The organism is uncultured Cardiobacterium sp. (assembly GCF_938028825.1).
In the GTDB taxonomy this organism is placed as follows: Bacteria; Pseudomonadota; Gammaproteobacteria; order Cardiobacteriales; family Cardiobacteriaceae; genus Cardiobacterium.
In genome coordinates this window covers 20,752-33,580 of record NZ_CALIZP010000017.1, presented here as the reverse complement: position 1 = coordinate 33,580, position 12,829 = coordinate 20,752, and the positions used below count along the sequence as shown (strand labels likewise).

General features: G+C 60.1%; 17 protein-coding genes and 1 pseudogene. 2 read left to right on the top strand and 16 right to left on the bottom strand.

Translation table 11 applies throughout. The features are described 5' to 3' along the window. Positions 1-5 precede the first annotated feature (5 nt). On the top strand, positions 6-791 hold the full coding sequence (locus Q0562_RS02160; RefSeq protein ID WP_298640549.1) for a ScpA family protein: 786 nt from the start codon (positions 6-8) through the stop codon (positions 789-791). Between the two features lie 150 nt (positions 792-941). Here Q0562_RS02160 and dhaL read toward each other — a convergent pair whose 3' ends face one another. After that, positions 942-1,565, bottom strand: coding sequence for a dihydroxyacetone kinase subunit DhaL (gene dhaL / locus Q0562_RS02155; protein ID WP_298640547.1), 624 nt, complete (start codon positions 1,563-1,565; stop codon positions 942-944). A 360-nt stretch (positions 1,566-1,925) separates the two neighbouring features. Between dhaL and Q0562_RS02150 the strand changes: the two genes are divergently transcribed. After that, positions 1,926-4,235, top strand: a complete 2,310-nt coding sequence (locus Q0562_RS02150; protein ID WP_298640544.1) for a nitric-oxide reductase large subunit — start codon at positions 1,926-1,928, stop codon at positions 4,233-4,235. Positions 4,236-4,645: 410 nt separating this feature from the next. Here Q0562_RS02150 and Q0562_RS02145 read toward each other — a convergent pair. The 15 genes and pseudogenes from Q0562_RS02145 to Q0562_RS02075 form a co-directional block, all read right to left on the bottom strand. Beyond that, a pseudogene (locus Q0562_RS02145) lies at positions 4,646-4,972 on the bottom strand (DNA adenine methylase); the annotation flags it as partial. A gap of 186 nt (positions 4,973-5,158) precedes the next feature. Beyond that, the gene (locus tag Q0562_RS02140; RefSeq protein ID WP_115611129.1) at positions 5,159-5,542 is read right to left on the bottom strand and encodes a Mor transcription activator family protein; all 384 of its coding nucleotides are present in this window, start codon (positions 5,540-5,542) and stop codon (positions 5,159-5,161) included. Further along, complete coding sequence (locus Q0562_RS02135) at positions 5,539-5,952, bottom strand: regulatory protein GemA (RefSeq protein WP_298640537.1); 414 nt, start codon at positions 5,950-5,952, stop codon at positions 5,539-5,541. Before Q0562_RS02135 ends, Q0562_RS02140 begins: the two co-directional genes overlap by 4 nt. A gap of 1 nt (position 5,953) precedes the next feature. Next, positions 5,954-6,127, bottom strand: coding sequence for a hypothetical protein (locus Q0562_RS02130; RefSeq protein ID WP_298640534.1), 174 nt, complete (start codon positions 6,125-6,127; stop codon positions 5,954-5,956). Next, positions 6,090-6,590, bottom strand: a complete 501-nt coding sequence (locus tag Q0562_RS02125; RefSeq protein ID WP_298640531.1) for a hypothetical protein — start codon at positions 6,588-6,590, stop codon at positions 6,090-6,092. The genes Q0562_RS02130 and Q0562_RS02125 overlap by 38 nt, the downstream gene beginning before the upstream one ends. 4 nt (positions 6,591-6,594) lie before the next feature. Beyond that, complete coding sequence (locus Q0562_RS02120; protein WP_298640526.1) at positions 6,595-7,068, bottom strand: hypothetical protein; 474 nt, start codon at positions 7,066-7,068, stop codon at positions 6,595-6,597. Next, a complete protein-coding gene (locus Q0562_RS02115; RefSeq protein ID WP_298640520.1) occupies positions 7,065-7,340 on the bottom strand; it encodes a hypothetical protein in 276 nt (91 codons plus the stop codon). The genes Q0562_RS02120 and Q0562_RS02115 overlap by 4 nt, the downstream gene beginning before the upstream one ends. Then, positions 7,337-7,522, bottom strand: coding sequence for a hypothetical protein (locus Q0562_RS02110; protein WP_298640517.1), 186 nt, complete (start codon positions 7,520-7,522; stop codon positions 7,337-7,339). Before Q0562_RS02110 ends, Q0562_RS02115 begins: the two co-directional genes overlap by 4 nt. Then, complete coding sequence (locus Q0562_RS02105; protein ID WP_115611118.1) at positions 7,522-7,734, bottom strand: hypothetical protein; 213 nt, start codon at positions 7,732-7,734, stop codon at positions 7,522-7,524. The genes Q0562_RS02110 and Q0562_RS02105 overlap by 1 nt, the downstream gene beginning before the upstream one ends. Then, entirely contained in the window at positions 7,731-8,252 is a 522-nt protein-coding gene (locus Q0562_RS02100) for a host-nuclease inhibitor Gam family protein (protein ID WP_298640513.1), read from the bottom strand. The genes Q0562_RS02105 and Q0562_RS02100 overlap by 4 nt, the downstream gene beginning before the upstream one ends. Before the next feature lie 35 nt (positions 8,253-8,287). After that, positions 8,288-8,779: a hypothetical protein gene (locus Q0562_RS02095; RefSeq protein ID WP_298640511.1), complete on the bottom strand. Its 492-nt coding sequence runs from the start codon at positions 8,777-8,779 to the stop codon at positions 8,288-8,290. Continuing rightward, the gene (locus tag Q0562_RS02090) at positions 8,776-9,000 is read right to left on the bottom strand and encodes a molybdopterin biosynthesis protein MoeC (RefSeq protein WP_115611112.1); all 225 of its coding nucleotides are present in this window, start codon (positions 8,998-9,000) and stop codon (positions 8,776-8,778) included. Before Q0562_RS02090 ends, Q0562_RS02095 begins: the two co-directional genes overlap by 4 nt. A 9-nt stretch (positions 9,001-9,009) precedes the next feature. Then, positions 9,010-10,116 carry an AAA family ATPase gene (locus tag Q0562_RS02085; RefSeq protein ID WP_298640500.1) on the bottom strand — a complete coding sequence of 369 codons (1,107 nt, stop codon included), beginning with the start codon at positions 10,114-10,116 and terminating at the stop codon, positions 9,010-9,012. Beyond that, the gene (locus Q0562_RS02080) at positions 10,113-11,873 is read right to left on the bottom strand and encodes a hypothetical protein (RefSeq protein WP_298640497.1); all 1,761 of its coding nucleotides are present in this window, start codon (positions 11,871-11,873) and stop codon (positions 10,113-10,115) included. Before Q0562_RS02080 ends, Q0562_RS02085 begins: the two co-directional genes overlap by 4 nt. A 25-nt stretch (positions 11,874-11,898) precedes the next feature. Beyond that, the gene (locus Q0562_RS02075; protein ID WP_298640494.1) at positions 11,899-12,825 is read right to left on the bottom strand and encodes a hypothetical protein; all 927 of its coding nucleotides are present in this window, start codon (positions 12,823-12,825) and stop codon (positions 11,899-11,901) included. Positions 12,826-12,829 lie beyond the last annotated feature (4 nt).

The window sequence follows — 12,829 nt, the reverse complement described above, 5'->3', positions numbered from 1 at the left end:
CCCGCATGGAACAGACCGTCTTCCTCTTCGGCGAACCCGTCACCCAGCTGCCGCCGGACCTCTACATCCCGCCCGATGCCCTGCGCGTCCTGCTCGACACTTTCAGCGGCCCGCTCGACCTGCTCGTGTACCTCATCCGCAAACAGAACATCGACATCCTCGACATCCCCGTCACCCTCATCACCGAACAGTACCTCGCTTACCTCGATCTCATGGAAGAACTGGACATGAACCTTGCGGCGGAATACCTGCTCATGGCGGCAACGCTGGCGGAAATCAAAGCGCGCATGATGCTGCCGCGTCCGCCGCGTAACGACGATGACGAGCCGGAAGCCGACCCGCGCGCCCGACTTGCCGAACAAATCCTGGCCTACATTCAAACCGGCAAGGCGGCGGAAAACCTCGCCGCCCTGCCGCGCGTCGGCGCCGGCACCGCCCTCTCGGCACACCTGCCGCCGGCGGGCGCGCAACCCGTCATCAAGCCGCCAGCGGACGCGCACAAACTGGCGGACGTGTTGCGCAAACTCTGGCAACGCCACGACCTGCGCCGCGCGCACGAAGTCGAAAACGAAAGCTACTCGCTCGCCGAACGCATGGACAGCATGCAGGCGCGCCTCAGGAACCACCCCGGCTGGCAGCCGCTCACCGCCTTCTGCGGCGCGGGCGAAGGACGTGAAGGCTTCGTGGTCAGCCTGATGGCGATGCTCGAACTCGACCGCTCGCAACTGCTCGAATGGCAACAGGCGGCGCCGTTCGCCCCGGTCAACCTGCGCCTGCGCCGGCAGGCATAAAAGCCCGGCAAGCGGCGCAGATACCATAGGGGCGCTGCCCGCAACATCTCAAAATCAAGAAAGACGCGGTTTCCCCGCGTGCCGTCGCGCCTAGCCGGAACGCCAAAAGCAGGCGGCGTCAATGCGGGGCCTGAAACGGGGGAAGGGATGTCAGGCCAGCACTTCGGCCAGCGCTTGCAGGATGATGGCGCTGGATGCCGCGCCGGGGTCTTCGTGGCCCGCGCTGCGTTCGCCGAGATAGCTGGCGCGGCCTTTCCTGGCGACAAGCGGGATGGTGCTTTCCGCCGCTGCCTGCGCGACGGCGGCGGCTTTGGCACAGGCCGCTGCCGGTGCTGCACCGTCTGCCGCCGCCTGTTGCAGCGCTGCGGCGGCGGGTTGCCACACGTCAATCATGGTTTTGTCGCCCACTGCCGCCTGGCCGCGTGCGGCAAGCCCGGCGACGCCGTCGGCGATGGCGTGGGCGAGGGTGGCGGTGTCGATGTCGGTTTTGCCGGTAAGCGCGGGTGCGGCTTTGAGGAAGAGGGTGCCGTAGAGCGGGCCGCTCGCGCCGCCGACGGAGGAAAGCAGGGTCATGCCGGTGGCTTTCGCGAGGCTGCCGAGGTCTTGCCCGGCCTGGGCACGCAGTTTTTCGGCGGCCTTGTCGAAGCCGCGCCGGATGTTCGCGCCATGGTCGCCGTCGCCGATGGCGGTGTCGAGGGCGGTAAGCGCGTCTTGCGCTGCGGCAAGGGCGGCGGCGCTTCGTTCGATCCAGGCGAGATATTGGCTGCTGTTCATGTGGTTTCCTTGTGGTTTGTGGTTGGGGTGCCAAGCGGGGCTGCTGCACCCGCCAAGCGACTATAAATGCGCAGGGCTGCGTAGATACCATAAGGCTGTTTGACGAATCAAGCAGCTTGGCAAACCGTGCTGCCGCGAGGATGTCGGTGTGGCGGCACCGCTTGTGATTTTTTCAGACGCGGCAGACGGGATGCCCAATGCCGGTTCATTTCCAATGATTGAAATTATCATTTGAAAACGGGAAAACGCTAAAAAAAATTTATCAACCCTGACCTTTATCAAGGGCGCCGCATTACCCCTTTGTGAAAATGTCTCCATTACGGCACCCGCCGTAAGCACCATTCATCAGAGAGGTAAAACATGAAAGAATTCAAGCGAATGTGGATAGCGCTCGGCCTGATTACGATCGGCTCGTTTATCCTGCTCGGCTACTTCGGCAAAGAAGTTTATAACGAGCGCCCGCCCATTCCGGCGGAATTTGTTGATGAAAACGGCAAGGTGCTTTACACCGAAGCCGACATCATGGCGGGCCAATCCGCCTGGCAATCCATCGGCGGCATGTCCGTCGGTACTGTGTGGGGGCATGGCGCCTATCAGGCGCCGGACTGGACGGCCGACTGGATTCACCGCGAAGTCCTCGGCTGGCTGGAACAGCAGGCGCAGCGCGAGTTCGGCAAATCCTACGCCGACCTTTCCGAACGTGATCAGGCCACCCTGCACTACGACGCCCAGCAAGCCTTCCGCAAGAACACCTACAACAAGGAAACCGGCAAAGTCACCCTTTCCGCCGACCGCGTCCGTTCCATTGAAGCGGTGGCCGCGTACTACGACAAACTGTTCAGTGACGATCCGTCCCTGCACAAACTGCGCGAAGCCTACGCGATGAAAGAAAACACCCTGCCGAAAGCGGAAAGCCGCGCCAAGCTGAATGCCTTCTTCTTCTGGTCTGCCTGGGCCGCCTCCACCAACCGCCCCGACCAGAACGTTACCTACACCAACAACTGGCCGCATGAACCGCTCATTGGCAACCAGCCGACCGCCGAAAACGTCATCTGGTCCATCATCTCCGTCGTTACCCTCATCTTCGGTATCGGCTGCGTCATCTGGATCTGGGCCTTCTTCACCCACCACGAACACGAAGAACCGGCCGTCCCCGCCCAGGACCCGCTGACTTTGGTCAAACTCACCCCGTCGCAAAAAGCGCTGGGCAAATACCTGCTTATCGTCGCCGCCCTCTTCTTCGTGCAAGTCATGCTCGGCGGCTTCACCGCGCACTACACCGTTGAAGGACAAGATTTCTACGGCATTCCCGTTGCCGACTGGCTGCCATACAGCCTGACCCGCACCTGGCACATCCAGTCCGCCATCTTCTGGATCGCGACCGGCTTCCTGGCGGGCGGCCTCTTCCTCGTGCCCATCATCAACGGCGGCAAGGATCCGAAATTCCAGAAACTCGGCGTGGATCTGCTCTTCTGGGCGCTCATCGTCGTCGTTGCCGGTTCCTTCCTCGGCCAGTTCGTGGCGCTGAAAGGCTGGATGAACGAAAAACTGAACTTCTGGTTCGGCCATCAGGGCTACGAATTCGTCGAAATCGGCCGCATCTGGCAATCGGCACTCTTTGCCGGCCTCGTCTTCTGGCTCCTCCTCATGCTGCGCGGCATCTGGGCGGCCTTCAAAGCCCCCGGCGACAAGAGCCTGCTCATCCTCTTCACCCTCGCCGCCGCCGCCATCGGCCTCTTCTACGCCCCGGCGTTGTTCTACGGCGAGCACACCCACATCTCCGTCATGGAATACTGGCGCTGGTGGGTGGTGCACCTCTGGGTGGAAGGCTTCTTTGAAGTCTTTGCGACCAGTGCCGTCGGCTTCATCTTCTACAACCTCGGCATGGTCAGCCGCCGCGCCGCCACCGCCGCCGCGCTGCTTGCCGCGATGATGTTCCTCATCGGCGGCATCCCCGGCACCTTCCACCACATCTATTTCGCTGGCACCACCACGCCGATCATGGCCGTGGGCGCACTCTTCTCGGCGCTGGAAGTCGTGCCGCTCGTCCTCCTCGGCTACGAAGCCTTCGACAACTGGACGGCACAACACAAAGCCGAATGGATGAAACCGATGCGCTGGCCGCTGACCTTCTTCATCGCCGTCTCCTTCTGGAACATGCTGGGCGCAGGCGTCTTCGGCTTCCTCATCAACCCACCGATCTCGCTCTACTACCTGCAAGGCCTGAACACCACGGCGAACCATGCTCATGCTTCCCTCTTCGGGGTCTATGGCTTCCTCGCCCTCGGCTTCACCCTGATGGTGCTGCGCTACATCCGCCCGACCATGAAATGGAACGAAAAACTGATGTTTACCGCCTTCTGGTCAATGAACCTCGGCCTCATCCTGATGCTCTTCACCAGCCTGCTGCCAATCGGCATCATCCAGGCGAACGCCAACATCAACGAAGGGCTGTGGTGGGCACGCAGCGCGGAATTCATCGAACAGAACCCGATCATCCACACCCTGCGCTGGTTCCGCACCGTCGGCGACGTCATCTTCATCATCGGCGCGGTTGCCTTCGGCGCGCAAATCGTCAAGGGCCTGCTGCACCGCGAAGGCGGCGACACCCCGGCAACCAAAACGGATACTGCGGCATCTGCTGCCAAAACCGCGACCGCACAAAGCTGAACGCTTTGATTGCGGCAACAATAAACCCGGCCTTGCGCCGGGTTTTTTTATGATTCATTTTTATCGTGCACGAAGACCGGTCCCAAGAAACAAAACGGTTTTCGCAGGGCGGGCCGGAAGTCCGTCCTGCGGAGGGCTGTTTCTTGATTTTGGTATAGTCGCTTCAAACAGAAATGATACGGTAATCCCGCGCGTGATAATTCAGGGCGAAACGCGTTATAAATCGGATTTTGGAAATCCGCAAATATGGAAACATTGTTGCGAATGTTGGCAAAGGCCGCCGGTGAGGGCGGCTCTTTTTGTTAGCGGTAGTTCCGGATGACGAGTTCGCCACTGGGTGCTTTTCCTTTCGTCCGGCTCATGGTGTAGGTTAGTTGCAGCGGGGATTGTTCGAAGGCTTTGAAGAGTGCGCGGATGTCGGTGAGGGTTTCGGGAGGGGTGCTTTGCAGCAGAGCGAAGGTTTGGCGGCTAGTCAGGGTCCATGCAAACTGCCGCATGAATTCGTCGTAGTGGTGTTGCAGGACGCGGTAGAGGTTGGTCAGGTCGCCGTTGATGTCGTTGAGCACTTCGACTTTGGCAGGCGTCTCGCGCATGAAGAATAGCGCTGCGCCGCCGGCAAAGAGTTCGATGTAGCAGGAATGGTCGGGGAAGAGTGGCAGCAGGTGTTTGGCGAGGCGGCGTTTGCCGCCCATCCACGGGATGATGGGACGCGGTTGCGGCGCTGCTTTGGTCGGCATGGATATCTCTTGCAAGTGTAGAGATTCTTCTTGTAGGCTTGCCGCCCTCTCGCGAGAGGAGCGGGCCTTGCTTGCAGCGGTGCTTTCGCTGTGAGGGCTGGCGCGGTGTCCCCACACTGCGCCGGTCGTCCGTTTGCTTGAGGCGGGATTATCCATGCAGCGGCGCTTGGCCGCGATCAGACTCGTTTAGGATTTCTCTATCGGCAGACGCAGCTGCGTGCGGCGCTGCATCAATGCCTGTATCTTCTCTTTGATTTTGAGGCTGTAGCCCTGGCTCCAGCCGTATTTGCGGTCCACGTCGCGGTAGTCCATGTAGCGCAGGTCGTGATACGCGCACAGCCAACGCGCGAAGTTGGCCGGATTCTTGGTGATGTAGATTTTTTCGCCGGCGAATGCCTGTGACAGGCGCACCAGCGTTTCGTGAATGGCTTTGCTGGCAGTGGCTTCGGTGATGCCCTCGCTCGTCAGGATCGCATGGAGGTGATCGGCGAGCGCGGCGAAAAACTCGCCGCTCACGTCAAACCGGGGTTCGGGGATGCTGACGCCCCATTTGAAATTGTCCCCGCTCATGGTTGCCCCAAGCCGCGCTTGGCGCGTTCATCACTCAGCCAGCCTTCCAGCATGTTGTAGAGCTTGTTGGTTTCTTCGTCCGTCAAATCGGCGACGTTCCATTTGCCCAGGAATTTTTTGACGTAGCGGTTCAGGCTGGATTTGTCCTTGCTTACTATCGCGCCAATTTTGCGCAGGTCGTACCACTTGGCGATGCAGGCGCGTTGCTGGCGGGTCAGCGGACGGCGTCCGTCCTTGAAGGCGCCAAGGTGAGTCATTTCAAAGATAACGCGGCTACGCTCTCTCATCGTCATGTGCTTGCTGCTGTCCTTGCCGGTCAGGCGGAGGAGGAAAGCACGGTAGGTGTCATCGTCCATACCCAGCTTTTTCTTGCCGATATGGATACGCGCGGATTGGTTGCCTGCATACATGTTAATCCTCCAGGTCTTTGCATACTTCTTGCAGCGCGGCAGTGATGTTGCGCAGCTTTACCAGTGCCTTGCTGCGGTCATCGCGCCCCAGGGTCAGGGCGGCATCCATCAGCTCCACTACCAGCGCGCCGAGGGTTTTAGCGGCCTTGACGTCTGCGGCTTTTTTCTTCGTCATGTTCGTCTCCTTGTTGCCAGTCTTGCAGGATGGTGTGCGTCACGCTGCCGGCTTGGGCGAAGTCGCACACGGCCACATTGCGGATGATTTGTGGGGGGCGTTTGGATGGAGGGCAGTCCAGTTGTTGCGCGATTTCGCCCCAGAAACGCGCAGCGTCGGCGTAATCGGCGGCAGTGCGGGGGGTATCGGGTGGCGGCAATACCGGACGCGGCGGCAGGTAGGCAAAAAACTGGTGCGGCGTCGGCCATTTGTCCAGCTCGATAGCAAGACGGACAAAGGCGTGCTCCACCCGTGCCGCGTCATCCGGTATCCAGCCACCTTTGCGCGCGGCCATTTCCAGCCAAACCATTGCCGTGTCCGGCAGTTGTCGCTCGTTGGGCGCAAAGGCGAGGCGCAACACCGCCAGCTTTTGCAGGCCGTAGAGGATGGCGTTGTGGACTTCGCAGGGCAGTTCTTGCACCACATCATCATCCCCTGCGTTTCATAGCTTCGAGGGCGGCGATACCGGTCAGCGGGGTCGCCGGGTTGGGGGTCGCCGTCATGACCGGCGACACGCCCCCATCGGCGGAGCGGTAGCCGGTCAGCACTTCATACAGATAGCCGTGGTTTTTGAGCGGGGTGTTGAGGCGCCCGGCATCACGCGCGGCCAGCGTTTGCTGCATGGCCCATGCCCACGCGGCGGGCGGGGCGTCATAAAGACGCCCGTCACGCTCAATGCGCTGCGCCTGCATATCCGGCAGCAGGTCATTCAGCAGCTTGGCCACGCGGGCAAAGGACAGCTCGGTTTGTGCCGGACGAAACAGACCGAGATAGCGCATGGTCAGGGAGGGTAATTCACCACCAAGTTTGATCAGCAGCATCAGCACGGTGCGGGCATCGTCGTGAGCGATGAGCGCATCCAGGCTGTTGGTGGCGCCGCAGCAGGGACAACGTACTCTCACGGCAGCCTCTCTTTGCGCACGTCCATCACCCGCCCTTCCGGTGACGTGAGGAAGGTATGGGCGAAGGTGCCGTCTGCATCGTTGCGGGTAAAGACCAGCTCGCCGTTGTGCTGCACGTCTCTTTTGAGATCGATGGCGATGACGCTGCCGCAAAAGTCTTTGGCCTGGTCATAGGTCAGCCCAAAACCGACCAGCGCTTTTTCCATGAAACCCAGCATCGGGTGGAAAAGCTCCGGCTGCTCGGTGATGCTGCAATGGATGTGGGTAGTCATGGTTGTTGCACCTCTGCATGGTCTTTTATTTTGAAACGTAGTTGGGTATCTACGATTTCTATTGCCTCGACATTGCGCTTGAAGGCTTCAACATCACTAATTTCCACACCTCGTTTCTGTACGGCATCAATGGCAGCGTTCAGGGCACTGTTAAAATCCGGGTGTTCGCGATTGATTCCCATCAGACTACTGCCTCGCTTCGTAGATGACGCGTGATGGTGGCGCGATCATCGTCGTCTAAATAGGGCATTACATAGTCGCTTTGTAGCTGTTCCCATTCGGCAAGGGACAAGCCCATCGCGTCAACCAGCTCCGTCAGGCCATATCCTGCACGATGATGACCGTATCCGAGCAGTTGGGCTTCGGCTAGCCCCAGCTGATCTTCGGCGGTCATTGCTGCGTCTCCACTTCAAACGGGGTAATGGCAAAGTCCTCCTTCCCCTTGATGACGCTGACACCGGCGACGGTCGCCGCCAGTTCGGGTTCGTTGAGCATTGCCTCTTTGTTCACCTCGTCTTTCGTCCTGATGAAGCGGTGCAGGCCGAGGGTACGCAGACTTTCCAATACCGCCTCGGCGCCGCGCACCGCGATGGATGACGGGCGTTGCCGCCAGCTCACTTCGCCCGTAATCAGGTTGACGGTCTTGCCGCCGCTGGCGGTGAGTTCGGCGCGGTGCGCTTCGCACCACGTTTGCACGCCCTGTTGCAGTTCTTTGATACGGTCGGCGAGTGCGTTCAGCGCGGGCTTGTGCTCTTCAGTGAGCGCGGCGATTTGGTCATTGAGGGCGGCGGAAACGCGCGCGTGTTCGCGCTGGGTGTCGCCGAGTTCTTTAATCCATGACTGGGTTTGCTCAAGGGTTTGCGGGGTTTCAAGGGTTGCCGCCTTGATGCGTTTGTTGCTGGTTTTGGCCATGTTCGGTCTCCGGTTAAGATGGTTTTAATGGGCGGTTAAGGCAAATCAGCCTGAGCGGCACGACGCTCGGCCAGATACTGTTGCAGGGCATGGTTTTCGCCGCGCAGCCAGTCAAGGTGACCGTGGGCGATGATGCTGATGCTGTCGCCGGCGGTAATGTCGGCATAGCGGCTGGTTTTGGCGGTTACAAGAGTGCTGTCGTAATAAAAGAGACTGTGGATACTGCTTACGCCGATGTTCATCACCGCCCTGATGTTGTTACCAAAGGTCAGGGCAAGCTCTACAACGCTGCCCTGCCACTTCCCTTCATTGCGGACGGCTTCAACGCGCGGTTCTTCGCCCTGTATGCCCTGCGCAATTTGCAGCGCACACGTCATGCGGTTTTGGATATCGGTCAGCATGGCGTTGAGCTTGTTTGCGAGGGGGTACAGGTCTGCGTGGTAGGGGGTGAGCGGGTCGTAATCGCGCTCTCGTAACGCGCGGCGGTAATCCGCCCACAATTGCTTCTCGGCATCTGCGCGGTTCATGCGTCGCCCTCCTCGTCGTCTTCCCAAAAGTCATCCATTTCCCAATCTTCATCCTCCTCTTCGGGGGTAACGATGCGCAGCGAGAGCTCGCCGTCTTTGCCGCTGGCGAGTTGCAGGACGGGGGCAATGCGTGTCATGCCTTGCGCCTCCATCACTGCGGCCAGTTCCAGCGAGGCGTTTATCCATGCTTGCAGCACGGTTTCCAGGTCTTTTTGATTCATATGGCCTCCTCAAATGGCGTTGAAAATATCGGCGGTGACTTGGCGGTAGCCTAGTTTGGCCGCTTCGTTGAGGGCGCAAATCACGGTGTTGTTGACCACCAGCGGATAGAGCATGGAGACGGTTTGCTTGCCGTTCTGCCGCGTCAGGCGCTGGGTCAGGCCACTTGCCGCGTCAGCGGCGAAGATTTCGCCGTAGTCTTTGCCGGCGCGTTTGAATTTGTGCTTGAGGTAGTCCTCAACGTAGGCGTTGAGTGGCTGCAGCTCAATCTGCTCGCAGCGGCGCACCACTTCGCGCAGGTCGGCGTTGCGTTCGGACAGCTTCAGTTTGAGTTCCGGCTGGCCGATGAGGACGATGCCGAGCAGGCGGCGCATCCCGTCTTCCAGCTCCCAAAAGCGTTTGAGGTACTTCAGCATGGCGATGGTGAGGTCGTGCGCCTCGTCAATGATGAGACAGTGTTTATTGCCAGCACGGCTGCTGTCGGTGAGCAGGCGCTGGATTTGCCGCGCCTTGGCTTCCATCGTGCGGCGCGGTGTGGCCGTTCCCTGTGAGACGTCCTCAATGATGGCGTCGCACAGGTGGGCGACGGTGAGGCGGGTTTTATCAATGCTTTGCGGCTGGATGATGATGACCGACTCGTTCTCCTGCTTGATGCCCTCGATCAGGTCGCGCTTGAGCGTGGTCTTGCCGGCGCCGGATTCGCCGATGATGGCGATGAATCCCGACTGCTTGGCGGCAAAAAGCATGTTTTGGCGTATGTAGCGCTGTTCGTCGCTCAAATAGACGTCCTCGCGGGTCTGGACATCATCCACAAACGGGCTGCGAAAAAGGCCGAAGGCCTGCCGCGCTTGTTGGGTTAAGGCTTGCATTTCCGGGTACTCCCATGTGTTGGTTTTTTCAGTTGGCCATGCCACGGTCTCGGTCACACCGAGGGCGGCAAGGCGGTCTTGTATCTGTGCGCGGATGGCGTCGCGGTCAGCGGATTTCGGGTATTCGCCGTGGCGGACAATGCGGTTGATGGCGGCAGTGCTGTACGGCTTGCCGTCGGATTTCATGATCCCGGCGGCCAGCTGCGGCTGGCTGATGCCGTAGGCGGTGAGGATGGCGGCGAGGTTCATGCGGTCACCTCCAGCAGGCTCGGTTGCAACAAGCACTTGAGCGCGTCTTCATAAGCGCTTTCCGGCAGGCCGTTCGGGTAAGCAGCGCGGATTTCCTCGCTAAGTTCCGGGGTAATGGTCATCTCGCGCGCGCAGTAGCGGATGAATTCGATGATGGGCAGCACCCGCTCCTCGCGCTTGACCTCTGCGGGGACAAAGGCGGGATTGACATCCAGCACCTGCGGCGCGGTCTGCTCAACCTGACGCGGCTTGCCGTGGCGCGGCATGTGCAGGATTTTGGATGGTGTCGCGGCGGGCTTGCCGAGGTAGTCCATCGTGTCCACACGTCCGCCAAATGCCGGGGCGCTTTTCGTGTTGCGCAGCTTGTCGATGGCCTGCTGGTCGCGCGTCCCCCATGCCAGTTCGTCCAGATCCTGACGGATGCGGTCGGTCGTGGTGAGCGGGGCTTGCTGAAAGTGTCCGTCCATCGGCACAGCATCGGCGGTGAAGCCCCATGCGTCTTTGGCCAGCGGCGCGATTTCATAGCGTTGCATCGTGCCAAAGCGGTCGGGGTGCGATACCCAAATGCTCGGTGCGGCGTAGGGGTTGACCTGCACCAGCACCTTCTCGCCGATGCGGACGTTATCCACGTCGGCGACGCGGTATTGCTGGCTGCCGTAGCCGTCAATAGCGAAGCTGATGTGGTAATTCCCGCCGACCATGCGTTCCTGCGGTTCACTGGTGAGGAGAATGCGGCAGATTTCCAAAGGTGGGCGGGCAATCAGCTGCTCCGGCGTAATCCTGCGCCATGCGGCAAAGCGGGTCATGCCGTGGCGGCTGTGTCGCTGCTCGGCCTGAAAACGGCGTTGCCATTGCTCGCAGCAGGCATTCAACTGCTCAATGGACTGGATGTGGGTGAAGGCCAGACGCGATTCAAAGGCGCGCTCGATGATGTCGTTGTGCTTCTCAACGCTACCCTTGGCGCGGCTGTTGCCCTTGATGTGGGCGTGCCACTCAATGCCGAGGCCGCGTAGCAGGTTGATAATCAGCGACGAGCCGTTGGCGCTCCCCTTGTCCCAGTACAAGAGGCGTGGCACACCCTCGAAGGGGTTGTGCTGCTTGTCTTTCGGCCCCATCGCATGCATCAGGAAATCAAACATCGTTTCGGCGTTCTCGCCGGGGACGTTGTAATAACGGCAGTAGAAAGCACCGCTGCAATGGTCCACCGCGACATAGCGCAGCACACGCTTGCTGGCTATCTTCGCGAAGTTGTCCGGCTTGTTCTTGTAGAATTGCGCCTCGTCCATTACCGCCATGCCGCCGCCGTCGCGCAGGTAATAGAGCACACAGAAAGACGGGTCCACCTGCCACATATGATTGGGGTGGGCGGTGGCCAGGGTCACATGCGGCGTGGCGCGGCGCATCTGCGCCTGCGTCATGCCCTTTTCGCGCAGGACGCGGTTGACGGTGGCGGGGTGGTAGTTTTTATCGAGAATGCCGTTTTCGGCGGCAATCTCCACAGCGAGATTGGTGCTCATCATTGCCTTGCCGTTCTTGCGGTCGGCGGCGCGCTTCAGCGCCGCCACCTGCTTGATGGCGTCATCACTGATGCTGCTCTTGCCGTGGTCGGTGCGGGTCTTGCGCCCGGACGTCCAGCCCAGTTTCTTCAGCATGCGGTACACCGTCATTTTGGATTTGCCAAGTGCAGCGGCGGCGGCACAGACCAGGCCGTCACGCTCGCCGTGCGGTGCGGCGTCGAGTTTTGCGATCAGTTCCATCAGGTACTCCGCGCTCATAGCATCACTACTTCAATTCATTGGCCGCCTGGATGTCTTCTTCCGTCACATTCATCCAGCTGTCATCCGGATTGGTGACATCACCCAGTGCAAAGCGGATTTGAATCTGCACGATGGCTTCCTTCAGCTCATGCAGGGCATTGGCGGCGTGCAGGTGCATAGCGTTGTCTTCATAGTTGAGACAGGCGGCGATGGCATCCTCCAGCGCGGCGCGGGGTTTCAGAAACTCCACCACGGCGAGGTCGAGGGCGTGCAGGTCGTCCTCCTGCTGCTCGTCCATCGTGCGGTTCTCCTGCCGGACAATTTGCTTTTGCAGCGTCTTGATGCGCTCGTCCTTGTCGGCGAGGATGCGGGCGGTGGCCTTGGCCTCGGCGCGCTGCTCGTCCAGCGCCTTTTGCATCGCTTCTTTCTCCTTGACGTGGCGCGCGCTCATGTCGGTAATCAGGTCGATGATGGCGTCCTTGTCGCCGACGGCTGCTTCCAGCTCACCAATCACGACCTTCTGATCACTGGCATCCAGTTGACGCAGCTTGCGTAAATCACGTGTGGTCATGCCCAGTTCTTGTGCCCGCGCAAGAGCAGATTCACCAAGAGCCCGCAAATTTCCTAATTTCAAGTCCATGTTCTCCCGACTTGATCCCAGTGCTTTGCAGAAGCCTTCCCAAGTATCCAGACGGACTTCCACCCCGTCGATCAGCATCACCTGATCCTTCAGGGCGCGATAACCTTTCTCCTCCTTGATCTTGGCAATCTGTGCCAGGCTGACGGTCTCGATAAAGGCGGATATGGCCTGTGTTGCCTCTATCCGCCCGAGCAGGCGGTTCATGCCAAGCTGCTCCTGATTGAGCTGGCGGGCATTCTGCTCGTATACCTGCATGACGGCGACATCTGCGGCGGCGGCCTGCGCAAACTGGACTTCTTTCGCTTTAGCCATAGGG